This window comes from Deefgea rivuli DSM 18356, from assembly GCF_000620145.1.
Classification (GTDB): Bacteria; Pseudomonadota; Gammaproteobacteria; order Burkholderiales; family Chitinibacteraceae; genus Deefgea; species Deefgea rivuli.
In genome coordinates this window covers 33,155-56,842 of sequence record NZ_KK211082.1, presented here as the reverse complement: position 1 = coordinate 56,842, position 23,688 = coordinate 33,155, and the positions used below count along the sequence as shown (strand labels likewise).

At 47.5% G+C, this 23,688-nt stretch carries 24 protein-coding genes and 1 tRNA gene; 16 read left to right on the top strand and 9 right to left on the bottom strand.

All coding sequences use genetic code 11. The features are described 5' to 3' along the window. A tRNA-Val gene (locus Q320_RS0113010) sits at nt 1-76 on the bottom strand. Nucleotides 77-289: 213 nt separating this feature from the next. Between Q320_RS0113010 and Q320_RS0113005 the strand changes: the two genes are divergently transcribed. Continuing rightward, on the top strand, nt 290-652 hold the full coding sequence (locus Q320_RS0113005; RefSeq protein WP_156939066.1) for a hypothetical protein: 363 nt from the start codon (nt 290-292) through the stop codon (nt 650-652). A gap of 142 nt (nt 653-794) precedes the next feature. Continuing rightward, nucleotides 795-1,691, top strand: a complete 897-nt coding sequence (locus Q320_RS0113000) for a polysaccharide deacetylase family protein (protein ID WP_027469362.1) — start codon at nt 795-797, stop codon at nt 1,689-1,691. 47 nt (nt 1,692-1,738) lie between these two features. Here Q320_RS0113000 and Q320_RS0112995 read toward each other — a convergent pair whose 3' ends face one another. The 7 genes from Q320_RS0112995 to Q320_RS0112965 all read right to left on the bottom strand — a co-directional run bounded on the left by Q320_RS0112995 (nt 1,739) and on the right by Q320_RS0112965 (nt 8,353). Then, nucleotides 1,739-2,671 (bottom strand): DHH family phosphoesterase, encoded by a 933-nt coding sequence (locus Q320_RS0112995; protein ID WP_027469361.1) that lies wholly within the window; start codon nt 2,669-2,671, stop codon nt 1,739-1,741. A 29-nt stretch (nt 2,672-2,700) separates the two neighbouring features. Continuing rightward, the gene (locus Q320_RS0112990; protein ID WP_027469360.1) at nt 2,701-3,660 is read right to left on the bottom strand and encodes an SPFH domain-containing protein; all 960 of its coding nucleotides are present in this window, start codon (nt 3,658-3,660) and stop codon (nt 2,701-2,703) included. Nucleotides 3,661-3,676: 16 nt separating this feature from the next. Beyond that, the gene (locus Q320_RS19820) at nt 3,677-4,102 is read right to left on the bottom strand and encodes an NfeD family protein (protein ID WP_051534729.1); all 426 of its coding nucleotides are present in this window, start codon (nt 4,100-4,102) and stop codon (nt 3,677-3,679) included. 113 nt (nt 4,103-4,215) lie between these two features. After that, on the bottom strand, nt 4,216-5,505 hold the full coding sequence (gene serS, locus Q320_RS0112980; RefSeq protein ID WP_027469359.1) for a serine--tRNA ligase: 1,290 nt from the start codon (nt 5,503-5,505) through the stop codon (nt 4,216-4,218). Between the two features lie 155 nt (nt 5,506-5,660). Next, a complete protein-coding gene (locus Q320_RS0112975; protein WP_027469358.1) occupies nt 5,661-6,977 on the bottom strand; it encodes a replication-associated recombination protein A in 1,317 nt (438 codons plus the stop codon). Beyond that, nucleotides 6,970-7,593, bottom strand: coding sequence for an outer membrane lipoprotein periplasmic chaperone LolA (gene lolA, locus Q320_RS0112970; protein WP_051534728.1), 624 nt, complete (start codon nt 7,591-7,593; stop codon nt 6,970-6,972). The genes Q320_RS0112975 and lolA overlap by 8 nt, the downstream gene beginning before the upstream one ends. Nucleotides 7,594-7,669: 76 nt before the next feature. Beyond that, nucleotides 7,670-8,353 (bottom strand): OmpA family protein, encoded by a 684-nt coding sequence (locus Q320_RS0112965; RefSeq protein ID WP_027469356.1) that lies wholly within the window; start codon nt 8,351-8,353, stop codon nt 7,670-7,672. Nucleotides 8,354-8,711: 358 nt separating this feature from the next. Between Q320_RS0112965 and gyrA the strand changes: the two genes are divergently transcribed. The 11 genes from gyrA to Q320_RS20945 all read left to right on the top strand — a co-directional run bounded on the left by gyrA (nt 8,712) and on the right by Q320_RS20945 (nt 21,227). After that, nucleotides 8,712-11,378 (top strand): DNA gyrase subunit A, encoded by a 2,667-nt coding sequence (gene gyrA, locus Q320_RS0112960; protein WP_027469355.1) that lies wholly within the window; start codon nt 8,712-8,714, stop codon nt 11,376-11,378. 8 nt (nt 11,379-11,386) lie between these two features. Then, nucleotides 11,387-11,851 (top strand): PaaI family thioesterase, encoded by a 465-nt coding sequence (locus Q320_RS0112955; RefSeq protein ID WP_027469354.1) that lies wholly within the window; start codon nt 11,387-11,389, stop codon nt 11,849-11,851. Continuing rightward, nucleotides 11,851-12,267 carry a PaaI family thioesterase gene (locus Q320_RS0112950; RefSeq protein ID WP_027469353.1) on the top strand — a complete coding sequence of 139 codons (417 nt, stop codon included), beginning with the start codon at nt 11,851-11,853 and terminating at the stop codon, nt 12,265-12,267. Before Q320_RS0112955 ends, Q320_RS0112950 begins: the two co-directional genes overlap by 1 nt. 92 nt (nt 12,268-12,359) lie before the next feature. Then, nucleotides 12,360-13,445, top strand: coding sequence for a 3-phosphoserine/phosphohydroxythreonine transaminase (gene serC / locus Q320_RS0112945; protein WP_027469352.1), 1,086 nt, complete (start codon nt 12,360-12,362; stop codon nt 13,443-13,445). 4 nt (nt 13,446-13,449) lie between these two features. Beyond that, nucleotides 13,450-13,653 carry a DUF6677 family protein gene (locus Q320_RS0112940; RefSeq protein ID WP_027469351.1) on the top strand — a complete coding sequence of 68 codons (204 nt, stop codon included), beginning with the start codon at nt 13,450-13,452 and terminating at the stop codon, nt 13,651-13,653. A gap of 8 nt (nt 13,654-13,661) precedes the next feature. After that, nucleotides 13,662-14,735: a prephenate dehydratase gene (gene pheA, locus Q320_RS0112935; protein ID WP_027469350.1), complete on the top strand. Its 1,074-nt coding sequence runs from the start codon at nt 13,662-13,664 to the stop codon at nt 14,733-14,735. Nucleotides 14,736-14,978: 243 nt separating this feature from the next. Beyond that, nucleotides 14,979-15,551, top strand: a complete 573-nt coding sequence (locus Q320_RS0112930; protein WP_027469349.1) for an LOG family protein — start codon at nt 14,979-14,981, stop codon at nt 15,549-15,551. Beyond that, nucleotides 15,539-16,165 carry a GNAT family N-acetyltransferase gene (locus Q320_RS20950; RefSeq protein ID WP_156939065.1) on the top strand — a complete coding sequence of 209 codons (627 nt, stop codon included), beginning with the start codon at nt 15,539-15,541 and terminating at the stop codon, nt 16,163-16,165. The genes Q320_RS0112930 and Q320_RS20950 overlap by 13 nt, the downstream gene beginning before the upstream one ends. A gap of 36 nt (nt 16,166-16,201) precedes the next feature. Beyond that, complete coding sequence (gene hisC, locus Q320_RS0112920) at nt 16,202-17,299, top strand: histidinol-phosphate transaminase (RefSeq protein ID WP_027469348.1); 1,098 nt, start codon at nt 16,202-16,204, stop codon at nt 17,297-17,299. A gap of 297 nt (nt 17,300-17,596) precedes the next feature. After that, on the top strand, nt 17,597-17,773 hold the full coding sequence (locus tag Q320_RS21370; RefSeq protein WP_211251231.1) for a DUF3460 family protein: 177 nt from the start codon (nt 17,597-17,599) through the stop codon (nt 17,771-17,773). Between the two features lie 391 nt (nt 17,774-18,164). Then, the gene (locus Q320_RS20945; RefSeq protein ID WP_051534726.1) at nt 18,165-21,227 is read left to right on the top strand and encodes a bifunctional diguanylate cyclase/phosphodiesterase; all 3,063 of its coding nucleotides are present in this window, start codon (nt 18,165-18,167) and stop codon (nt 21,225-21,227) included. A 159-nt stretch (nt 21,228-21,386) separates the two neighbouring features. Here Q320_RS20945 and Q320_RS0112900 read toward each other — a convergent pair whose 3' ends face one another. Then, complete coding sequence (locus tag Q320_RS0112900; protein WP_027469346.1) at nt 21,387-21,653, bottom strand: acyl-CoA-binding protein; 267 nt, start codon at nt 21,651-21,653, stop codon at nt 21,387-21,389. A gap of 151 nt (nt 21,654-21,804) precedes the next feature. Between Q320_RS0112900 and Q320_RS0112895 the strand changes: the two genes are divergently transcribed. Genes Q320_RS0112895 through lipB form a run of 3 tightly spaced genes read left to right on the top strand, consistent with a single transcriptional unit; the run spans nt 21,805 to nt 23,670 of the window. After that, the gene (locus Q320_RS0112895) at nt 21,805-22,680 is read left to right on the top strand and encodes a D-amino acid aminotransferase (RefSeq protein ID WP_027469345.1); all 876 of its coding nucleotides are present in this window, start codon (nt 21,805-21,807) and stop codon (nt 22,678-22,680) included. Nucleotides 22,681-22,686: 6 nt separating this feature from the next. Further along, entirely contained in the window at nt 22,687-22,986 is a 300-nt protein-coding gene (locus Q320_RS0112890; protein WP_035853716.1) for a YbeD family protein, read from the top strand. A 45-nt stretch (nt 22,987-23,031) separates the two neighbouring features. Beyond that, nucleotides 23,032-23,670 carry a lipoyl(octanoyl) transferase LipB gene (gene lipB, locus Q320_RS0112885; RefSeq protein WP_027469343.1) on the top strand — a complete coding sequence of 213 codons (639 nt, stop codon included), beginning with the start codon at nt 23,032-23,034 and terminating at the stop codon, nt 23,668-23,670. The last annotated feature ends 18 nt before the right edge of the window (nt 23,671-23,688 follow it).

Sequence of the window (23,688 nt, the reverse complement as noted above, 5' to 3'; positions counted from 1 at the left end):
TGGTGGGTCGTGACGGGGTCGAACCGCCGACATCCTGCTTGTAAGGCAGGCGCTCTACCAACTGAGCTAACGACCCCTCGTTCGAGAGAGGCCGAATTAAATCATTTCCCGATTACGCCGTCAACAGTTTTACAATAAAAAAACCACTTCTTTCGCTTTTGCACACGGTGATGGGGTAGAAAGTACTTAGGAATCAGATTATTAACTGTGAGATGCGTTTGGTTGCGGGTCGGCTGATGATCGGCTCTTTGCAATTATGTGCTGGCACTTTAAGCTCTCATGCTTCAATTTGAATTCATTGGCGCTATTGAATGTCGCTGAACAAGGTCTTGTTATGAAAGTAGGGATGCGCGAGCAAGACCAGCGTGGTGCGTTACGCATGCAGGTTTCTTGCAAAGTAAAAATTCGTCCGATGGATTTGGGTTTGCCGTTTTATGGCGAATGCACTGATCTAAGCGTCACAGGTATGACAGTAAAAACCAGTTACGTACCGCGCCCCGAAGAAGAGTTTGATATTTATGTGATGCCAGCGCAGACGCATGCACTACGTAGTGAGCCTTTCTCTGCCCGTGTACGCGTAAAGCGCAGTCATCAAATAGAATCTTGTTCCTTGTTTGAGCTGGGTTTAGAAATTATCCAAGTCCATAATTAGCAATTCGTTTCTTTTTGGTTAATTCGGCATGCAATTGACCGATGCGATGCAAGTTCTATCGTGTTTCTCGTAGTACACTAGCCGACAAATTCTAGAGGTGCGCTGCGGCGTGCTTGTTGCCCTGTCTATTTCTGAATCCCAAATGAAACTAATTGCTTTAAAGATTGATGTCGATAATTTAGCGGCCATTGAGCTGGGTGTGCCACGGTTACAGCAAATTTTGTTGGAACGGCAATGTGGCGCTAGCTTTTTTTGGTCGCTAGGGCGGGAAAAAAATGGCATCTGTATGCTGCCCGCGCGGGGTTTGCGCCGTTTTTCCGGCGCTGGGCAGTTAGCACTGCGTGCACGTTTTGGTGCAAAAGCTTTGTGCCGTGGCAGCTTATGGCCTGCTGCATCGCTGAGTAAACTAGCGCTTTTGGCGCTTAAGGATTTGCCACAATTTGAGCATGGTTTACGTCCGGCACAAAACTATCAATGGCAACAGCGGATTGTAACTTTGCCAGCGGATGAGACTTCTTGTTTGATCTCCGAGGACTTAGCGCAATTTACTCGTCTAACGGGGAGTGTACCAGTCGCATTTTCTGCTAAGTCATGGCAGGCGAACCGTGCAGTGTATCGCTCTGAACAGCTTTCTGGATGGAGCTTTGCTAGTGATACCCGTGGAATTTCACCTTTTTGGCCAGTGGTGAATGCTGAAGTGTCACGCTGTATGCAGCTGCCTGTGACTTTGCCAATGCTAGAAGAAATACTGCCGTATTCGGGGCTGGATCGAGTGGATGCTATCTTGGCGAAAACGCTGAATGAGATGCCCTTTGGTCATGTTTACAATGCGGCGGCTGATTTTGAAGGTGTGCAGGCGAGCGATGATTTTGCGCGTTTGTTGGATGGCTGGTTGGCTCAGGGCTATCAGATCGTTGCCCTTGGCGAATTATATCGCCACATTGATGCGACTGCCATTGCTTATCATGAGGTCGAATACCAGCCGCATGAAGGTCGGGTTGGACTTTTGGCTACGCAAGGGCGACGTTTCCCCAATTAAAAAATGCCGCAATTGCGGCATTTTTTATAGATCAGGATGGGTAGAACTTAACCATCAGATGTAATTTTTAGGGCTAGTGCGCGCAAGGCCTCATCGACTTTACTGTTTTCAATCTGGCAGGTGCCCGCATTTTCATGGCCTCCGCCGCCATATTGCAGCATTAATTCGCCAATATTGGTTTGTGAAGATCGATTGATAATTGATTTTCCAGTTGCAAAGACCGTATTTTGCTTTTGTAATCCCCACATGACATGAATGGAGATATTGCATTGTGGGTAGAGCGCATAAATCATAAAGCGATTAGTTGCATAAATCGTTTCTTCATCACGTAAATCCAAGACAACTAAATTGTCATAAATTCGGCTGCAACGTTGGATTTGCTCTTTAGCCAGTGGTGCGTGCTCCATATACAGTTCAATTCGTTCAACGACATCGGGCAGTTTTAAAATATCGTCAATACCATGATGGCGGCAATATTTAATTAAATCCATCATTAATTGATAGTTAGAAATTCGAAAACTTCTAAATCGCCCCAGTCCAGTTCGTGCATCCATCAGGTAATTAAGTAAAACCCAATCTTTGGGATTTAAAATTTCATCACGACTAAATTCAGCAGAATCGGCTTTATCAACCGCCAGCATCATGTCATCGCTAATATCATGGAATCGTTCTTTACCGCCGTAATAGTCAAATACAACGCGCGCAGCGGATGGCGCTTTTGGATCGATAATATGATTATCGAGCTTGGCCTCATTGCGGATCGTTTCGGATAAATGATGGTCGAAAGCTAAATAAGCACCTGCCACATAAGGTAGGTTGGTAGTGATATCGCGATCGGTAATTGGAACTTTCCCATCTTGCATGTCTTTGGGGTGAACAAACAAAATGTCGTCGATTAAATCGAGTTCATTAAGTAGTACCGCGCATACTAATCCATCAAAATCACTGCGAGTTACCAAACGATACTTTTGATCTGCCATGGGAAAGCTCCTGCGTTAGTGCATTTACTTTAGTTGGTTTTTGGCAAGTTTGCTGATTTCACTACGCTCATTGCTGTCGCGACCATACCAGCGACATCGGCCGCATTGCTTGGGAGCAGCATCGTATTGCCTGTTTTGGCGATATTGCCAAATGCAGCGACATATTGCTCGGCCACTTTTAGGTTAACGGCTTCAATGCCACCTGGCGTTTGAATCGCGGTGGCGACCGCTTGCACGGCTTCTGCTGTGGCATGAGCGACCAATCGTAGGGCTTCAGCTTCACCCGTAGCACGGTTAATTTGTGCTTGGCGCTCGCCTTCCGATTGATTGATATTGGCTTGCATATCGCCTTGTGATTTTTGAATCGCCGCTTCGCGTTGACCTGTTGCCAAGTTAATTTGCTGTTGTTTCACACCTTCAGATTGTGCAATCAAGGCGCGCTTTTCACGTTCTGCCGTGATTTGTTGTTGCATTGAATGCAAAATGGCTTGCGGTGGCGTGAGGTCTTTGATTTCGTAACGTAATACTTTCACCCCCCAACTGGCTGCGGCTTCGTCAAGTGCCGCTACGACAGCGCGATTAATTTCATCACGCTCTTCAAAGGTTTTATCCATTTCGAGCTTGCCAATCACTGAGCGCAGCGTGGTTTGCGCGAGTTGGCTAATCGCCATGACGAAATCAGAGCTGCCATAAGAAGCCATGCGTGGATCTACAACTTGGAAGTATAAAATCCCATCGACTTGAAGCTGTGTGTTGTCACGCGTGATACATACTTGGCTAGGAATATCGAGCGGGATTTCTTTGAGTGAATGCTTGTAAGCCACGCGGTCGATAAAAGGAATCACAATACTGAGACCGGGTGCGAGCACGGCGTGAAAACGGCCAAGTCGTTCAATAATGAGCGCACTTTGCTGTGGCACGATTTTGAAAGTTTTGGCGACAAAAATAATAACAACAACTAAAAAAGCGAGCATAAATTCAAATGACATACGTCCTCCTGGACTGTTATTGCGCGGCTTGCGGTGAAATTTCAAGAATTGCGCCATGACGAGCGCTGATATACCAATATTCGTTGTCGTTCTGCTGAGCGTTGGGCGCTAAGACTGCATCCCAGTGACTGCCTCGGTATTTGACGCGAGCATGCTGCGGGTCTTTCCACGTTTCGATTTGTACGCGCTGGCCGATGTCGTCGGCATCGGCTGGAATGATGGGGCGTGGATGCTTGATTTTCCATTGGCGAACGCCGAGTACCGCAATCAAGGCGACGAAGCCGCAAATTCCGAATTGAATGCCTAGGCTGAGGTTGAGACTAGCGGCTGCGGCGGCAATCAAAAAGGCGATACCAATCGCGAGGAGATAAAAGGTGGTCGTGAAAATCTCGCAGGAGATGATCACTGCGGCAAGGATAAGCCAAATGGTGCTTGAGGACATAAGGCGGCCTGTCTTGAGGTTGAACACCGGTCTAGCGTAGCTGACTACAGTCTGAGGCGCAAAAAAAGCGCACCCTCAGGTGCGCTTGTGTGTGAATTCACTGCCGCTGAAGTTTAAACGCTGAGCGTTTCTGCTCCACCAAGGTAGCTACGCAATACCGTTGGCACCGTGATTGAACCATCCGCATTTTGATAGTTTTCTAGTACCGCTACTAGAGTGCGGCCGACTGCCAAACCTGAACCATTTAAGGTGTGTACCAATTCATTCTTACCTGCTTCATTTTTAAAGCGTGCTTGCATGCGGCGTGCTTGGAAGGCGCCCATATTCGAGCAGCTCGAAATTTCACGGAAAGTGTCTTGCGCTGGCAACCAAACTTCCAAATCGTAAGTTTTTTGGCTGCTAAAGCCCATGTCGCCAGTGCAGAGTAAAACTTTGCGATAAGGTAACTCGAGCAATTGCAGGATTTTCTCTGCGTGGCCAACGAGTTCTTCTAGCGCCGCAGTCGATTGCTCTGGATGAACAATTTGCACCATTTCGACTTTGTCGAATTGATGTTGGCGAATCAGGCCACGCACATCGCGGCCGTAAGAGCCCGCTTCTGAGCGGAAACATGGCGAATGCGCGGTGAGTTTAATTGGCAGTTGTTCTAACTTGAGTAAATCGCCAGCGACGGTGTTGGTCAGTGTGATTTCAGACGTTGAAATCAGATATTGATCAACATCGCCTTCTTCGCCACCACCACGCGTGACTTTAAACATGTCCTCGGCAAATTTAGGCAATTGGCCAGTACCAAAAAGCGCGGTGTCATTCACAATATATGGCGTGTACATTTCTTCGTAGCCGTGTTCATTGCTGTGTGTATTGAGCATGAATTGGGCTAGAGCGCGATGCAGTTTGGCGACTGGGCCGCGCAAAACACTGAAACGGCTACCGGAAAGCTTGGCACCGGTTTCAAAATCTAAACCCAATGGTGCACCGAGGTCGACGTGATCTTTGATGGCAAAATCAAAATTGCGCGGTGTGCCCCAACGGCTGACTTCTACGTTACCGCTTTCATCGTTGCCAAAAGGAACGTCATCGCTTGGCAGATTCGGGATGTGTTGCAGCAAAGCTTTGATGCGCTCATCCAGTTGTGCAAATGCCGTTTCAGCGGCTTTCAGTTCATCACCCAAATTAGCGACTTCAGCCATGATAGCGCTAACATCTTCACCTTTCGCTTTTGCCGCACCGATTTGCTTGGAGCTGCTATTGCGTTTGGCTTGTAGATCTTGCATTTGCGTTTGTAATACTTTGCGCTCGTTTTCAAGCGCTTGGAAAGCGCTCGCATCAAGCACGAATTTGCGCTCTGCCAAGCGGGCGGTTACAGCGGCGAGGTCGGTACGAAGGAGTTGGATATCGAGCATAGTAGATTGTCGTGGAGGCTTGTATTAATGGATAAGGAGATTTTACACCAAGGCCGTCGCGGCTCGGTATCTATTGAGTTAAAAATGAGGTCCTTATGGGTATCGCCTTGTAGCCATTGTTGAGTAATCTACAGAGGGCTATACCTGCATTTAATTTACTTGTTGCGCTGCCGTTTTTGCCACTCTGCATCGAGTTCAGCTAGATGTGTCATTTTTTGCACAATTTTTTGCTCTAATCCACGCGGAGTTGGCTGATAAAGCTGCACATCGGTCAAGCCATCGGGCAGATAAGTCTCGCCTGCTGCATAGGCTTCAGGTTCGTCATGTGCATATCGATAGTCATGCCCGTGGCCGAGTTCGGCCATTAATTTGGTCGGCGCATTGCGTAAATGCAGCGGCACTTCGCGCGATTGATCTTGTTTGATGAGTGCTTTGGCGGCTTTGAAAGCCAAATAACCAGCATTCGATTTGGGTGCAACGGCAAGGTAAATCACGGCTTGGGCGAGCGCCAATTCACCTTCGGGCGAACCGAGCCGCTCGAAAGTCGTCGCCGCATCGTTGGCGATTTGCATCGCACGTGGATCGGCTAGGCCAATGTCTTCCCACGCCATACGCACGATGCGACGCGCTAAATAACGCGCGTCAGCACCGCCATCGAGCATTCGCACTAACCAATACAGTGCGCCATCAGGATTCGAGCCGCGCACGGATTTATGTAGCGCCGAAATTTGATCGTAAAAATGATCGCCACCTTTATCAAAGCGGCGACTGCCAATACTGAGTGCATCGGCTAAAAATGCCGCGTCGATTTCTGTACGATCGCTGGCTTGGGCGGCTTGTGTGGCTTGCTCAACTAAGTTCAGTAAGCGGCGGCCATCGCCATCAGCTAGATCAATCAGCGCAGGAATCGCATCAGTCGCAATCTCAATCGGCGGATCAAACTGCGCTTTGGCACGCGCAATCAGTTGGCTTAAATCCGCTTCGCCGAGTGAATGCAATACATACACTTGTGCGCGCGACAAAAGCGCGGCGTTGACTTCAAATGATGGGTTCTCTGTCGTTGCACCAATAAAAGTAATGAGGCCAGATTCTACAAAAGGCAGAAAAGCATCTTGCTGGGCTTTATTAAATCGATGAACTTCGTCGACAAATAAAATAGTACGCCGATCCAGTTGCTGATTGAGTTCAGCTTGATCCATCGCGAGACGAATGTCTTTGACGCCAGAAAAAACGGCAGAGAGCGCGATCAGCTCGCAATGAAACGCATCGGCTAATAAGCGCGCCAGCGTGGTTTTACCCACACCGGGCGGCCCCCAAAAAATCATTGAGTGCGCTTTACCGCTGGCGAGTGCGAGCGCCAGTGGCTTGCCGGCTGCGAGTAGATGTTGTTGACCAACGACATCGCTGATGTTTTTAGGGCGCAGACGTTCGGCAAGCGGCTGTACTGGCTTGCGGGCAAAAAGATCACTCACGAATGACATCCGTTCCTGCGGGTGGAGTAAAGGTGAACAATTTGGGATCAATCGCTTTATTGCGAATCACTTGGTTAAATTGAATCTGTGTGGTTTGGCCAAATTGATCGTCGAGTTCCATGCGCGACAGATTGCTATTATTAAAACCAATACGAATTCTTGCGAAGCTGCTGTCCTGTTGCTTGGGTTTGAGTTCAACCCAGTTCAAGCCATCTTTGATGGGGAGGTCTTTACTATTAAAGCTTGCATCCAGCTTGTTATTGCCCGCCAAAATCGCTGCAGGGCTTGCGTCGAGCGCTTTGCCAACGGGCTTGATGGTGACTTGGCTGAGGTCGGCATCGTAAAGCCAGACTTGTTTACTATCACTAATAATTTCTTGTGGATAAGGTTTGCTGTAAATCCAGCGGAACTTACCAGGGCGGACAAGGCTGACTTGGCCAGTTGAGGTTTGAGTTTTGTTATTTTTACCACTCACTTGCTGAACAAACGAGGCTTGCAACGATTGGGTTTCGTTTAAATATTGTTGTAATTTGGCTACATTGTTGGCTAGTGCAGGTGTAGCTGTTAGAAAGCTAGCAACAAAACCAATGCAAATCTGACGAATAAAGTTGGGCAATTGTTCGCTCCACGACGTTATGCGTGATAATAAAAAAGCCCCGCCATGGCGGGGCTTCTGACTAATTGAAGTTCAATTAGTTTTTGATAACGACTGCAGTACCAGAAACAGTTACTTCAACGCGACGATCTGGAGCCAAGCATTCGATCAATTTAGCGCGTGGTTTCACGTTTTTGCAAGTGTCGCCAGTTACTGGATCAGCCATACCACGGCCTTCTGCAGTTACTTTGTCAGCTGGTGCACCTTTGCTGATTAGGTAATCACGTACTGTGTTAGCACGACGCTCAGACAATGCTTGGTTGAATTTAGCTGAACCGATACGGTCAGTGAAACCAACAACAGCAGCAACGCCATCAGTTGGGTTCATGCCTTGAACTTCAACATACAACGCATCCAAAGCATCTTTACCAGCTGGTTTAAGATCAGATTTGTTGAAAGCAAACAAAGCGTCTGATTTCAATTCAAATTTCTTAGAAGTTTTAGCAGGAGCTGGAACAACAACGGCTGGTTTTGGAGCAACAACAGCAGGAGTAGAAGGAGCTACATAACCTTGGCAACCTTTAACGCTTTTCGCTGCTTCTGCATTCCAAGAACCTGTTTGAACACAAGTGCCGTCAGAAATTTTAACCGCGCCTTCTGGGTTGGCTTCTGAAACGTTAGTGCCGTTTGTTACGTAGATCTCTGTAGCAGCTTGAGCGCCAGCTGCAGCAAAAGCAGCAACGATAGCGAATGATGTCAGAGTTTGCTTGATTGTCAGCATGTGTATTCCCCGTTTATAAAATCAAAATGAATGTAACTTACTGGGCGTTACATAAACACTAAATATGTCCCAAGGCGTATTCTACTGTCTTAGGCAAATATGACGCAAATAAAAAGCTAGTGCAGTAACAACTTAAAGGAATTGTAACATTGTACAACTCCTTGATTCACCGATATACGCAAAAATTGGTTCGAATGCTTCTGCGTGGTAAACTTCACCATCACTATAGAATAGTTAAATGTGACTCGTTAGTGTTATTTGTAACAAAGTTTCAAAATTACCGTAACGTCCGCTAGTCTGAATCCATTTCAGTACTGGCTTTGATAGTCCCTCTGTTTTTCACTCACCGGCCTTATCAATGCTCGAACAATTCAGCTTTGCCAAAGAAACGATCCCCGTCAGCCTCGAAGAGGAAATGCGTCACTCCTACTTAGATTACGCCATGAGCGTTATCGTAGGACGCGCTCTGCCTGACGTACGCGATGGTTTGAAACCCGTACACCGCCGTATTTTATTTGCGATGCATGAAAGTAGTAATGTTTGGAATCGTCCTTACGTCAAATGCGCGCGTGTCATCGGTGATGTGTTGGGTAAATACCACCCACATGGCGATTCTGCTGCATATGAAGCTTTGGTACGGATGGCGCAAGGCTTTTCGCTGCGTTACACCTTGATCGATGGTCAAGGTAACTTTGGTTCTATCGACGGTGACCGCGCTGCGGCTTACCGTTATACCGAGTGCCGTTTACAAAAAATTTCGAGTGAGTTGCTGGCTGATATCGACAAAGAAACCGTCGATTTCACACCCAACTACGATGAAAAAGAGCTCGAACCAACGGTATTGCCGACGCGGATTCCTAACTTATTAGTGAACGGATCGTCAGGGATCGCCGTGGGTATGGCGACGAATATTCCGCCGCACAATATCAATGAAGTGATCGATGCCAGCTTGGCGCTATTAGATAATAGCGAGCTGACGATTGATGAATTGATCGACTACATCCCTGCGCCTGATTTCCCAACCGCCGGTATTATTTACGGCATTCATGGTGTGCGTGAAGGCTATCGCACTGGCCGTGGTCGTGTCGTAATGCGCGCGCGTACCCACTTTGAAGAGTGTGGTAAAAATGGTGATCGCCAAGCGATTATCGTCGATGAATTGCCGTACCAAGTGAATAAAGCGCGCTTGCTCGAGCGTATTGCTGAATTGGTGCGTGAGAAAACCATCGAAGGGATTTCTGATCTACGCGATGAATCGGATAAATCCGGTATGCGCGTGGCGATTGAACTGAAACGCGGCGAAATGGCCGACGTGGTTCTGAATAATCTCTATAAGCACACACAGTTACAAGACAGCTTCGGTATCAATATGGTGGCTTTGGTCGATGGCCAGCCGCGCCTGTTGAATCTGAAACAAGTCTTAGAGTGCTTCTTGAAACATCGCCGCGAAGTTGTCACGCGCCGGACGGTGTTTGAACTGCGTAAAGCGCGTGACCGTGGCCATGTACTCGAAGGTTTGGCCGTTGCATTGTCGAACGTCGATGAAATCATTGCGATGATTAAAGCGGCGCCAACGCCTGCTGAAGCGAAAATCGGCTTGATGAGCCGAGTTTGGAAATCAGGTTTGGTGGGTGAAATGCTCGCCCGTGCTGATGCGAACGCATCGCGTCCAGAAGGTTTGCTTGATTGCTACGGTTTATCAGATGAGGGTTATCGCCTTTCTGATGTGCAAGCCCAAGCGATTTTGGAATTGCGTTTGCAACGTTTGACCGGCCTTGAGCAAGACAAAATCATTGCTGAATATAAAGAGATCGTTGAGAAAATTCTCGACTTGCTCGATATCTTGGCCAGAGATGAACGCGTCACAGAAATCATCCGTAATGAAATGCTCGAAGTTAAAGCGAACTATGGTGATGCGCGTCGTTCAGAAATCATCGCGCATGGTGAAGACCTGTGTCTTGAAGACTTGATCACACCGCAAGACATGGTCGTAACGTTGACACATGGCGGCTATATGAAAGCCACGCCGGTCGAAGAATATCGCTCGCAAAAACGTGGCGGTCGCGGTAAGCAAGCGGCAGCCACTAAAGACGACGACTTTATCGATAGTTTGTTTGTTGCAAATACGCACAATTACATCCTGTGCTTTAGCTCGCGTGGTCGTGTTTACTGGCTGAAAGTGTATGAATTGCCACAAGGTGGCCGTACCAGTCGTGGTAAACCGATTGTGAATTTATTGCCGCTGGAAGAGGGTGAGAAAATCAATGCGGTATTGCCAGTTGCAGAGTTCGTTGAAGATCATTACATCTTTATGGCGACGGCGGATGGCACGGTGAAGAAAACCTCATTGGCTGATTTCTCTCGTCCTAAACGCAACGGTATCATTGCGATTAATTTGGATGAAGGTAATTATCTGGTTGGCGTTGCGCTCACCAATGGTACTGATCAAGTGATGTTGTTCTCTGATGCGGGTAAATCAGTACGTTTCGCTGAAGATGATGTTCGTGCGATGGGTCGTACTGCTGCCGGTGTGCGCGGTATGAAATTGGCCGAAGGGCAGAAAGTGATTTCATTGCTGGTGGCTAATTCGGATGAGCAAATGGTGTTGACGGCCAGCGATGGCGGTTACGGCAAGCGCACGCCAGTCGGCGATTTCCGCCATACCAGCCGTGGCACGCAAGGCGTGATCGCGATGGACTTGACGGATAAAACCGGCCTGAAACTCGTTGCAGCCAGTTTGGTTGAAGAATCTGACGACGTGATGTTGATTACTACCGGTGGCGTGTTGATTCGCACCAAAGTGAATCAAATTCGTGAAACGGGTCGTTCAGCACAAGGTGTACGTCTGATTAATCTGGATGACGGCGAGCATCTGTCGGGACTACAAAAAGTCGCCGAAGTCGACGAGCCAGAAGTTGACGAAGCTGAAGTCATCGCTGAAGAAGGTGCTGAAGCAGGCGTAGCAGTCAATGATGCGGCTATCATTCCTGATGCAGCCGCCGACGAAACCCCTAGCGAAGAGTAAAGGCGAATATGAGCAGCGGACTGTGGTTACCAGTTGCACACCCTGATTTTTTTGCCCAAGTAGCGCCGTGGTTTATGGCGCTGCCGCATTGCAAAACTTTGGGCTTGGAATTGGTCACCGCAGGACGCGGTAAAGTCACGCTGAAATTGCCATTTAAAGACGCGCTGATCGGCAACCCCGAAACGCGCGTTTTGCATGGCGGCGTCGTCACTTCATTGATTGACACTGCCAGCGGCATTTCGCTCTATACCTTGCTCGATCAGCCTGAAGCCGCAGCGACGCTGGATTTGCGCATCGATTACCTGCGCCCCGCTAAGCCTGATTTACCCCTCTATTGCACCGCCGAATGTTATCGCTTGACCGAGTCGATTGCATTTATGCGCGCCACGGCGTATCAAGCCGATCCTGATAAGCCAGTTGCGCATTCTGTCTCTACATTTGCACGGATGGCATCGACCAAGGAGTCTGCATAATGGCCGAGGGTATTGCTTGCTTTGCTAGTATCAACGAGGCCTTGGGTAAAATACCCTATGCAAAATTGCTAGGGATTCAAGCGATTGAGCGTCATGGCCAGCCACAATTTTATTTGCCGTTTGCTGAACACAATATTGGTAATGTCTTATTGCCAGCGATTCATGGCGGTGTGATTGGTGGCTTTTTAGAAAACGCCGCCGTGTTGCATCTGATGTGGGCGCAAGAATCCAGCGGCATTCCGCGTATTGTCGATTTTTCGATTGATTACCTGCGCTCAGCTCGTGCTTTGGATTTACATGCGCGCTGTGAAATCGTTCGCCAAGGTAAACGCGTCGCCAATGTGTTGATGACGGCATGGCAAGACGATGAAACCCAACCCGTCGCCACCGCCCGCGCGCATTTCTTATTAAGTTAATTTCAGTTTTATCGTAGGAGACGGCGTTGTCTTGCTTCGCAGCTCGGCTTGCTTCTACTATTTTTAAGCATCATGTTTTTTCGAGATAGCCCATGACTCAAGTATTTAATTTTTCCTCAGGCCCCGCCGTTTTGCCATTGGAAGTATTGCAACAAGTGCAAGCCGAGTTGCTCGATTGGCATGGTTCAGGCATGAGTGTGATGGAAATGAGCCATCGCGGACCTGAATTTGGTCAAATCTTGGCTGAAGCTGAAGCCGATTTGCGCACTTTGATGGCCATTCCTGAAAATTACAAAGTGCTGTTTTTGCAAGGTGGCGCGCATTTGCAATTTGCGATGTTGCCGCTCAATTTTGCGCAAGCGGATAGCACGATTGATTTTGTGAATACCGGGCATTGGTCCAAAGTGGCAATCAAAGAAGTGAGCCGCTATGCCAATGTGAATATTGCCGCGAGCAGCGAAGATAAAAACTTCAGTTATGTGCCGGATGAAGCCACTTGGCAGCGCACGCCCGATGCGGCGTTTTTGCACTATTGCAGTAATGAAACCATTGGCGGCGTCGAGTTCAACCACATTCCAGAATCGAACGGCGTGCCACTGATTTGCGATATGTCGAGTAATATTTTGTCGCGTCCAGTGAACGTGAACCAGTTCGGCATGATCTATGCTGGCGCCCAAAAAAATATGGGACCATCCGGCGTGGCAATGAGTATTGTTCGTGAGGACTTGCTGGGTAAGGCGCGCAGCGATACACCTACGATGTTGAACTACAAAACCTATGCTGATAATGGCTCGATGTACAACACGCCACCGTCGTTTGGAATTTATGTTGCCGGCCTCATTTTTAAATATGTGTTGAAGCAAGGTGGTTTGGCGGCGATGGAGCAAAAAAACATCGCCAAAGCCAATGTGATTTATTCGGCCATTGATGCATCGAACGGCTTTTATCATTGCCCAACGGCAGCAGCGAATCGCTCACGGATGAATATTCCATTTACGCTGGCTGATAGCAACTTGGATAAAGAATTCCTTGCTGGCGCTGAAGCGCGGCATTTATTGCAGCTCAAAGGTCATCGCTCGGTCGGCGGCATGCGCGCGTCGATTTATAACGCGATGTCGCTGCAAGGCTGCCAAGTGCTGGCTGACTATATGAACGAATTTGCACGGACAAAAGGTTAAGATCATGGCGGGACAAGGATCTGGCGGCAATGTCATTGCCGCACTGGCGAGTTTTTTCATTCCTGGCTTAGGGCAGTTGCTACAAGGGCGCGTGCTCAAAGCTGCGCTGATGTTTATCTCTGCCGCGGTGTTATGGTGGATTCTAATGGGCTGGATTATTCATCTTTGGTCGATTGTCGACGCTGCCTTATTCAAACCCAATAATTGAGCTTATTCATGTCTGATGATTTGTTAAAACAGCATCGCGATGCGATTGATGCCATCGACCAGCAAGTGTTGCAGCTGATTAATCAACGCGCGGAGCACGCGCGTACGATTGGTGAAATCAAGGGCGGCGGGGTGGTGTATCGCCCTGAGCGCGAAGCGCAAGTGCTGACGCGGATTAAAGAACTCAATCCTGGCCCCTTGTCCGGTGAAACCTGTGCGCGTTTATTCCGTGAAATTATGTCGGCGTGTTTGGCGCTGGAACGCCCGTTAACGATTGCGTTTTTGGGGCCAGAAGGCACGTTTAGCCAAGCTGCGGCAATCAAGCATTTTGGTCATGCAGCAGCAACACATGCCTGTGCGTCGATTGATGAAGCATTTCGCGTGGTTGAAGCGCGCGGTGCAGATTATGTCGTTGCACCAGTCGAAAACTCGACCGAAGGCGCAGTAGGCCGAACTTTAGATTTGATGGTGACGACGCCCTTGCAAGTGTGCGGCGAAGTGGTACTGCGAATTCATCATCATTTTTTGCGCGCCAGCGAAGGTTTGAATGGTGTAAAACGGGTGTATTCACATGCGCAAAGCTTGGCGCAATGCCACGAATGGTTGAATAAAAATTTACCAGATACTGTCGAGCGAATTTCCGTGGCGAGCAATGCCGAAGCGGCGCGTTTGGCTAGCCTAGATCCAACGAGCGCGGCGATTGCCGGTGATTCGGCGGCAGAAAAATTTGGCTTGAATAAACTGGCTGAAAATATCGAAGACGAGCCGAATAATACGACGCGTTTCCTCGTGCTGGGTTACCAAAATGCAGCGCGTTCGGGTAAAGACAAAACGTCTTTGGTGATTTCAGCACCGAATCGTCCCGGCGCTTTGCACGCTTTGGTTGAACCGCTGGCGCGCAATGGCGTGTCGATGAGTAAATTTGAATCGCGGCCAAGCCGAACGGGTCTGTGGGAATACGTGTTTTTTGCGGATGTGGATGGCTTTGTCGAGGATGCCCATTTGCAAACTGCGCTGAAGGAATTGCAAGACGTTGCAGCATTTGTGAAGGTTTTAGGCTCGTATCCGCAAGCTGTCATTTAATTGTGATGTTCACACCGTTTAATGGCTTTGCTGGGGTGTAAAGCAACAGCTTTAAAACGGGAGTCCACGAAAAGCACGAAAGGCACGAAAAACGGCAAACACTTCTTTATTAGTGAATCCGTTCTTTGCGCCCACCTGCGGAATGCAAAGTGAATTAAGTGTTGTTTTGCTTTTTGGGTTTATTTCGTGCCTTTCGTGTTTTTCGTGGACTAAAAATCAGCACTCTAAAATGTGGAAAACTCAATGAAATCAGTTGTTGTATTTTGCGGTTCACGCTTTGGCACCAAAGAAATCTATCGCCACGCGGCGCAAAAATTGGGTCGCGAGCTGGCCGAGCGCGAGGTAACGCTCGTTTATGGTGGCGGGCATGTTGGTTTGATGGGCGCAGTCGCTGAAGCCTGCCTTGATGCCGGTGGCAAAGTGATTGGCGTCATTCCGCAATTTATGGTTGAGCGTGAGCTGGGGTATGGCGCTTGCAGTCAATTGGAAGTTGTCGATTCGATGCATACCCGCAAGGCACGTATGGCTGAATTGGCCGATGGCTTTATCGCCATGCCGGGTGGTTTTGGTACGTTTGACGAATTATTTGAAATTTTGACTTGGGGTCAAATCGGTCTGCATGAAAAACCAGTTGGCCTGCTGAATACCGCCGATTATTTTGTACCGCTCCGCGCCATGGTCGCGCAAGCGGTGAATGAAGGTTTTGTAAAAGAGAGTGATGCGGCCAAATTACTTTGCGCCAATGAATCACATGATTTGCTGGCGCTTTTGCAGCAAAAACCGTCTAGCAGCGCAGGTGAGTGGTGGAAAACTTAGGTCTAGCACTCGCTAGTGATGCGAAGCGGGCGGCGGCACTGATTTATCAGTCCGACGCCCCTTTTTACGACTATTGGTTTGCTTTGCCGCCTGAATTGGTCTTAGTCAATTTGGCGCAGCTTTGGCAGTGTGATGCGGGTAGTTATAGCTATCGTAATGCGCAAGTGCTGCGCAATGGCGATGATGAGCTGATCGCTGTAGTCTTTCATTATTCAGCAGGGTATGGCGCGCAACTGCAGATGAGTGATGACTTTGAGGTCGGTACCCTTGCATTGGACGTTGGGATTTTGCGCGAGCGCCAATATCAGCTCGATTTTTTATTTCCGCATGTGCCTAAAAATGCATGGTATTTGCGCACCATCGCCGTTCACGAAGACTATCGCAATCGCAAACTGGGTGATCGAATGCTGGCGCAAGTCTGCTACGCCGCCCGTGAAGCGGGCTACGCCAGCTTGCACGTGGATGTGGATAGCTGCAACACCGCCGCGCTGCGCTTTTATATCCGGCATGGATTTGAAGTGCTGGTTGAATCAAACGTGCAGCAACTGGCACGATTCCAGCTCGCCGCCAGTTTGCGTCTCGTCAAAATACTCAATCGTTTAACTCATTCTTAAAACGTTGCTCTAGCAGCAAACTCAGGATTTCGTCTTATGTCACTGACTTCCCTTGCTCCCGAATACATTCGCGCGATTGCGCCGTATCAACCGGGTAAACCGGTATCTGAATTGGCGCGCGAAATGGGTTTAAATCCAGCCGATATCGTTAAATTGGCATCGAATGAAAATCCGCTCGGTATGGGGCCAAAAGCCCGTGCAGCGGTAGAGCAAGAAATCGCTGAATTGGCGCGTTATCCCGATGGCAATGGCTTTGAGCTGAAAGCCAAAATAGCACAGAAATTTTCAGTTGAACTCAATCAAATTGTATTGGGTAATGGCTCAAACGATGTGCTGGAATTGATTTCGCACGCGTTTTTGCAAGCGGGTGATTCGGCGGTGTATTCCGAATACGCGTTTGCTGTGTATCCACTCGCAACGCAAGCGATGGGCGCGACTGGGATTTGCGTGAAGGCTGTTGATTACGGCCACGATCTAGATGCAATGCGCGCGGCGATTACCGCAACGACCAAAATCGTTTGGATCGCGAATCCGAATAATCCAACCGGCACTTTGGCGCGGCCAGGTGATTTGATTGAATTTTTGGAGCTGTGCCCTAAAAATGTGATTGTCGTTTTGGATGAAGCTTATACCGAGTTTTTACCGGCAGCCAAACGCAGTGATTCGATAGCTTGGTTAAAACAGTTTCCGAACCTGATCGTGGTGCGGACATTCTCCAAAGCCTACGGTTTAGCCGGTTTGCGCGTTGGTTTTGCGCTGGCCAGCAGCGACATCATCGATATGCTGAACCGCGTGCGCCAAGCATTCAATGTGAATAGCCTCGCGCAAGCCGCAGCCTGCGCGGCGCTGGATGATTTGGAATTCCTGCAAGCATCGGTACGCGTGAATAACGAAGGCATGCAACAAATCACCGACGCACTGCGCCGTCTTGATTTGGGTTTTATTGAGTCGAGCGGGAATTTTGTGACTTTCCATTGCGGCGACGCCAAAATGCTCAATCAATTTATGCTCGAGCGCGGCGTGATTGTGCGGCCACTCGCGGGCTACGGCATGGCTAACAGCCTGCGTGTGTCGATTGGCTTGCCAGCTGAGAATGCGCGGTTTATTGAAGTGTTAGAAGAGGCGATGGCGTAGTTTTTCTAAGGGTATTGCTATGTAGGCTTTTATTTTTAATGGCTACATGTCAATACATATTAAACTAGTATGCAGTGCTGAAATGCAATCATCGCGTGTGTATTACTTGCATGTTCAGCTTAAAACGGCTTGAAGTACAACGACCTTATTGTCGAATGATTTTGTACTCCGAGGGTATTTTTTCGGTGGCATAGCTGTCGTGAATCAGCAGTTTTAAAACGTTTGCTGCCAAGCGCGGCATCGGCTTTGCGCCGCATCGGTTATAATGCGCAATAAATTAGAATCTAGGAGAGCATCATGTTCGGCAAAGACAATTGTTATGTTTCTGAATACACGAAATTTATCGAAGGTGTTTTGGCAAAAGATCCAGAACTCAAACAAGGCCAAATCGATGGTCGTGCGCTGTTATGGGATAAAGAGCCCATCAATCTGGATGAGCGTAGCCGCAATAATGCGTCAACAACAAGCAAATAAGTCGATTCGATGAAGTTAAAAAGACCGCCAGATTTGGCGGTTTTTTTGTGGTGGAGCGGCGTATCGTTTGAATAAATCGTGCGCTATTGCCTCTGGCTGATGCTGTCTGAAAATATCATCAATATTGCTTGGATTTTTGTAAAGAGAAAGCTGCTTCTTTGCCTTAGTGCATCGAGGTTGGCCTTAGATTAAATATTGAAAAGTACTAATATTGATTGGAAGCACCGCTTTGCTTTATAAAAAAGATTGCCGCACTATACTGTCCAATTAGTGCAGCAATCTTTTGGAAAAAAATCACTAAATGAGGGTAGTTGGTGTTTTTACCTTCAGAATAAAGGACAATCCCAAACGTTGGGAAAGCCAACTTCATCGATCATAAGAGAAAGACTGCGTGTCAAATAACCTTTCTAATCAGCATCACGAAGAATCGGGTGATTCTTTTGGCTGGATTCGTAAAGTCCTCGTATTTTTATTCATTTGTGTGTTTGTCGCCGCTTTAGTGATTCAAAGCGTTTCGACATGGCGTAGCTATCAAGCCACTTTAGCCAAAGCTGAGCAAGAAATGCTCTTGCTGGCGCGCACGTTTGAAGAGCATGTTGGCCGTACGATGGAAGGCACAATGTCGGCGCTCAATACAATTGAGCAAGATGAAGTTTTTCAATCTTGTGTTCAGGTTCAAGACGCGGCGTGTTTGCACGCTTATATGCTGCGTTTTGTGGGCCGCTATTCGCAGCTCAGTAGTATGGGTTTAGCTTATGAAAATGGTGATTTAGCCGCTTCAAGTTTACTCTATCCAATCAAACCGCATAATTTATCGAATACGCAATATTTCCGCGTGGCGCGTTCTCGCCCGCAAGCACCTTTCTATATTGCTGAACAACAATATGATCCAACAGGAACAGAATCTATTATTCCTTTTGTGACGGGTGTATTGGATAAGAAAGCTAATTTCTCTGGTGTAATTATTGCGGGATTAAATCCAGAGTATTTCCAAAAATTTTATACCTCAATTAGCAATAATCGCGACGTAGTAATTCGTTTATTTCGTGATGATGGTATTTCATTGGCGCGTTATCCGCGTTTGGATGACGAAATTGGCCGTGATATTTCGCATAAAGAATTCTTTGAGCGAGTTTCTAGTGGTACAGAAAGCGGTGTTTTTTATGAAACTAGCAAAGTCGATAATATTACGCGAATTTATGGTTGGCGGCGTGTTGAAGGTTGGCCATTAGGCGTCTCTGTTGGCGTAAACCGAGATGATGTATTAGCACCGTGGTGGAAAGAAACATTTATTACCATCGGTATGGCTATGACGCTTTTATTGGGTGGTTCAGCTTTATTATTTTATGTGTTGCGGCAATTGCGCCGTTTAGAAAGAACCGAGGCTGACTTATATCTCACTAAGGTAGCAATTGAGAATGGCGCAGATATGGCGATTTGGCTCGATCCTGCAGGCCATATTCGTTATATTAATGCGACAACCTGTCATCGTTTTGGCTATTCCGAGCAAGACTTATTGGCGATGCGTTTTCGCGATATTAATCCTAATTTCAAACCTGAAAGTTGGCCTAAATTCTGGAGCTTATTGCGCCAGCATCGGCATTTATTTGACGAAATTATTTTAAAAACACGCACTGGTGAGGAGTTCCCATGTGAAGTGCATTCCAATTATATTTTATTTAAGGGTCAAGAATATAATTGTGCCGTAGTTCGGGATATTTCTGAGCGCCGAATGCAAGAAGAAGCGATTGTTAAATCAGAGCAACAGCTTCGTTTGGCATTAGAGGCCTCAAGCACTGGCTTGTTTGATATGCCACTCGATGGCCGCCGCACTGCAATTACGAGCCCCGAGTACGATAGATTATTGGGTTATCAGCCGGGTGAATTGGTTGAAACTTTTGATAAGTGGAAAGACCAGCTTCATCCTACCGATAGAGAACAAGCAGTTTCTGCTTATCGTGATTATTACGTTGGTAATTCGGCACAATTTGCTGTTGAATTTCGCCGTAAAATTAAACTCGGTGATTTCCGCTGGTTTCAAACACGCGGTAAGTTTGTTGATTTTGATTCGCGTGGTAAGCCAAGTCGCTTAATCGGCACAATGACTGATATTACTGAGCGTAAAGAAGCACAAGATCGAATTACTGAATTAGCTAATTTTGATACGGTGACTGGTTTAGCGAATCGTAATTTATTGCGTGATGAATTACGCTTGGCATTGGCGAATGCCGAAAAACACAGCACGCAATTGGCGGTATTATTTTTAGATTTGGATCGCTTTAAAACGATTAATGATTCATTAGGTCATTCAGCGGGTGATATGGTCTTGGCACAAGTTGCAGGCCGTTTGCGGCAAATTGTCGGTAAACAAGATATTTTATCGCGTTTAGGTGGCGATGAATTTGTGCTGGTATTGGCCGATTTACCCAATCCTTTAGTTGCGGGTAATATTGCCGATCGTATTTTATCTTCATTTCATGACTCATTCTCTCTGGAGGCAGGTAATTTCGCTACGTCGACGTCAATTGGGATTAGTGTTTTTCCCGATGATGGCCGTGATCCAGATGTATTGATTAAGAATGCTGACGTTGCGATGTATCAAGCCAAAGCCAATGGCCGCAATAATTATCAGTATTTCACCGCCGATATGAATGCTCGCGCTTCAGAGCGTTTAATTTTAGAAACTAGTATGCGTAAAGCACTGGACAATAATGAATTTGAGCTTTATTTCCAGCCGCAAGTGAGTTTAAGTACTGGCTGTATTTTGGGAGCAGAGGCATTAATTCGTTGGAATCACCCCGAGCAAGGTTTAATTTCGCCCATTAAATTTATTCCGATTGCAGAAGAGTCACGTTTAATTGTGCCGATTGGTAATTGGGTGATGCAAGAAGCTTGCCGCTTGGCGGCACAATGGCAGCAAACTGGTTTAGCGCCAATTACGATTGCAGTGAATATGTCGCCATTGCAATTGCATCAGGCCAATTTGTTGGAGTTGATTCAACATGCATTAGATGATGCAGGGCTGGCGGCGAAGTATTTAGAAATTGAAGTGACTGAATCGGTGGTGATGCAAGAAGTCGAACAAGTGATGCTCACTTTGCAAGGCATCAAGCGTTTGGGAGTGAAATTGTCTTTGGATGATTTTGGAACGGGCTATTCAAGTTTGGCATATTTGAAACGCTTTGCATTTGATAAGCTGAAAGTAGATCAAAGCTTTGTTCGCGATATTAGTACTGACCCAAATGATGCAGCGATTGTGATGGCGATTATTGGTTTGGGCAAAACGCTAGGGATGTCGGTCTTGGCTGAAGGCGTTGAAACTCAGCCACAGCTAGAGTTTTTGTGTTCTGCTGGTACGGATTCAATTCAGGGTTATTTCTTTAGTCGCCCGATTGCAGCGGCGCAGTTCCAGCTGATGCAAGAGCAAAAAAAGGTGCTAATCCTACCGCAGTGAGGGGAGGGAGCACTGCTTTATCGTCCATTGAAAAGTGGCGAGTGACTCAAAGACAAGGCAAAAAATGGCGAAAAACCGTAGTTTACAGCGAGTAAGCGAGGATTTTGAGCCATTTTGTAGCGCAGATTTTGAGTCTCGCAACCGTTTTTCAACGCTCTATTAGGCGTCGTTGGCTTTTAGTTCTTCAACTAAATCAACATACCCATTCATTGCCGCTTCACTGCTGGTGCCGACCAACTTGGCCCACGCATCATATTTGGCCTGCGCAACAAATTGAATCGCCGAAGGGCGATCGCCGCTGACATCACCTTCGCTGCCTTGCTTGTAGAGCGCATATAAGCGTAGCTTGGTTTGTACATTTGGCGCGTCGTTTAGGTTCACTACTTCATCTTGCGCGGCTTTGAAACGACTCAATAAATCACTCATATACTCACCTTTTAAAACGTTCGTTTGAAATTGCGTGTTTAGTATAGACTGAGAAGCACTGACTTTCCAAGCGCCATTTATTCTGTCGTTTTACAATGGCTTATCTGGCGCCTTTTCTGCATCAGTTCGTTCTTATTTCAGGAGGGAAATCATGCAATTACCTCATTTGATAGCGTATTTAAATGGTCAGTTTGCGCCTTTAGATCAGCTACAAATCTCGGTGCTGGATCGTGGCTTTTTGTTCGGCGACGGCGTGTATGAGATGATTCCGGTGTACGATCGATTTATTTTTCGCTTGGATGAACATTTGGCGAGGCTGGAACACAATCTCGCCGAGCTGCGCATCCCAAATCCTTATGGGCTAGCGCAATGGCGTGAGATTATTGGCGCTTTAGTCGCACAGCAAAGTTTTGCTGATCAATCGGTATATGTGCAAGTGTCGCGTGGTCCAGCGTATCCGCGCAATCATGCTTTTCCCGCTATCGTGACGCCAACGGTTTTTATGTTCGCCGATGTACTTGATCCACCAGCTAGCGATCTAGTGCAGCAAGGCGTGAGTGCGATCACGACGAATGATATTCGCTGGCTGCGCTGTAATATTAAGGCGATTTCATTACTCGCGAATGTCTTGGCAAAGCAGCAGGCCGCTGATGCGGGCGTGGCGGAAACGATTTTGTTGCGCGATGGCTTGTTGATTGAAGGCGCTGCCAGCAATATTTTTATCGTCAAAAACGGTGTAATTTATGCGCCAGCACCATCGCCATTGATGCTAACGGGAATCACCTATGATTTGCTGATTGAACTAGCGCGGCATAATGGATTGCCTTTGCAGTTGGGCGAGGTGACAGAGGCGATGCTGCGGCAAGCCGATGAAGTCTGGTTAACGTCATCATCGAAAGAAATTCTGGCGATTGTATTGTTGGACGGGCAGGCAGTAGGAAATGGCCAAGTTGGCCCCATATATAAGAAAATGTTGGGTTTTTATCAAGAATTTAAAACGGCGGTGATGCGCCGTGGATTGGAGTAAGTAATTATGGCGGGTTTTACCGATATTCCGAGTCAAAAACTCGAAGATTTAGTGACGTTTCCGGTGTTGATTCCAGTGAAGGCGGTCAGCCACAAAAGCATTACACATACTGAATTTGCTGCTGAAGTTTTAGCGTTAACGCAAGTGCATATTGTTGATTTTACCGAAGCGCTGATTGAACACCGTGCATCCAGTAGCGGCAATTATCACGCGCTGACCTTAATGATTACCTTTGCCAATATCGAACAAGTTCACGCCCTTGATGCTGCCCTGCGCGCGCATCCGATGGTGCGTATGGTGCTTTAAGTGACTGATGTGACGACTGATTTGAATACGCATGTAAAGGCGGATGTGATCGTCAAGCAGCTGGGGCAAGTTGAATATTTGCCGACGTTTGAAGCGATGCAAGCGTTTACTGTGGCACGCGATGCAACGACGCCGGATGAACTCTGGTTGTTGGAGCATCCGCCGGTGTTTACGCAAGGGCTGGCCGGTAAACCGGAACATATTCTGCAAAGCAGCGAGATTCCGATTGTCCAAATTGATCGCGGCGGGCAGGTGACCTATCACGGCCCGGGGCAATTGGTTGCCTATCTCTTACTGGATTTACGCCGACACAAATTGGGCGTGCGAGATTTAGTTCGACTGCTCGAAGACAGCGTCATTGGTGTACTCGCTGATGAGGGTATCACCGCCTATGGCAAGGTAGATGCTCCTGGCGTGTATATACATCGAAAAACTGAGTTAGGTGAATTTGAAGCCAAAATCGCTAGCTTGGGTTTGCGGATTAAAAATGGCTGTTGTTATCACGGCCTCGCTCTCAATGTCAGCATGGATTTAGCGCCATTTGCTTTGATTAATCCTTGTGGTTACCAAGGTTTGCAAGTGACGCGGATGAGCGATCTTGGCATTAACAAGACACCCGCTGATTTGTTCGGTAAAATGGCAGACAAAATTCTTCAACAAATCAATCACATCCCGTTTAAATAGGGGGTTGATTCGGACGAT

What these genes read in the sequence shown, in the direction of transcription:
- Q320_RS0113000 (WP_027469362.1), top strand. Translation starts at nt 795, where the DNA reads ATGAAACTAATTGCTTTAAAGATTGATGTCGATAATTTAGCGGCCATT.
- Q320_RS0112995 (WP_027469361.1), bottom strand. Translation starts at nt 2,671, where the DNA reads ATGGCAGATCAAAAGTATCGTTTGGTAACTCGCAGTGATTTTGATGGA.
- Q320_RS0112990 (WP_027469360.1), bottom strand. Translation starts at nt 3,660, where the DNA reads ATGTCATTTGAATTTATGCTCGCTTTTTTAGTTGTTGTTATTATTTTT.
- Q320_RS19820 (WP_051534729.1), bottom strand. Translation starts at nt 4,102, where the DNA reads ATGTCCTCAAGCACCATTTGGCTTATCCTTGCCGCAGTGATCATCTCC.
- serS (WP_027469359.1), bottom strand. Translation starts at nt 5,505, where the DNA reads ATGCTCGATATCCAACTCCTTCGTACCGACCTCGCCGCTGTAACCGCC.
- Q320_RS0112965 (WP_027469356.1), bottom strand. Translation starts at nt 8,353, where the DNA reads ATGCTGACAATCAAGCAAACTCTGACATCATTCGCTATCGTTGCTGCT.
- gyrA (WP_027469355.1), top strand. Translation starts at nt 8,712, where the DNA reads ATGCTCGAACAATTCAGCTTTGCCAAAGAAACGATCCCCGTCAGCCTC.
- Q320_RS0112955 (WP_027469354.1), top strand. Translation starts at nt 11,387, where the DNA reads ATGAGCAGCGGACTGTGGTTACCAGTTGCACACCCTGATTTTTTTGCC.
- Q320_RS0112950 (WP_027469353.1), top strand. Translation starts at nt 11,851, where the DNA reads ATGGCCGAGGGTATTGCTTGCTTTGCTAGTATCAACGAGGCCTTGGGT.
- serC (WP_027469352.1), top strand. Translation starts at nt 12,360, where the DNA reads ATGACTCAAGTATTTAATTTTTCCTCAGGCCCCGCCGTTTTGCCATTG.
- Q320_RS0112940 (WP_027469351.1), top strand. Translation starts at nt 13,450, where the DNA reads ATGGCGGGACAAGGATCTGGCGGCAATGTCATTGCCGCACTGGCGAGT.
- pheA (WP_027469350.1), top strand. Translation starts at nt 13,662, where the DNA reads ATGTCTGATGATTTGTTAAAACAGCATCGCGATGCGATTGATGCCATC.
- Q320_RS0112930 (WP_027469349.1), top strand. Translation starts at nt 14,979, where the DNA reads ATGAAATCAGTTGTTGTATTTTGCGGTTCACGCTTTGGCACCAAAGAA.
- hisC (WP_027469348.1), top strand. Translation starts at nt 16,202, where the DNA reads ATGTCACTGACTTCCCTTGCTCCCGAATACATTCGCGCGATTGCGCCG.
- Q320_RS21370 (WP_211251231.1), top strand. Translation starts at nt 17,597, where the DNA reads ATGTTCGGCAAAGACAATTGTTATGTTTCTGAATACACGAAATTTATC.
- Q320_RS0112900 (WP_027469346.1), bottom strand. Translation starts at nt 21,653, where the DNA reads ATGAGTGATTTATTGAGTCGTTTCAAAGCCGCGCAAGATGAAGTAGTG.
- Q320_RS0112895 (WP_027469345.1), top strand. Translation starts at nt 21,805, where the DNA reads ATGCAATTACCTCATTTGATAGCGTATTTAAATGGTCAGTTTGCGCCT.
- Q320_RS0112890 (WP_035853716.1), top strand. Translation starts at nt 22,687, where the DNA reads ATGGCGGGTTTTACCGATATTCCGAGTCAAAAACTCGAAGATTTAGTG.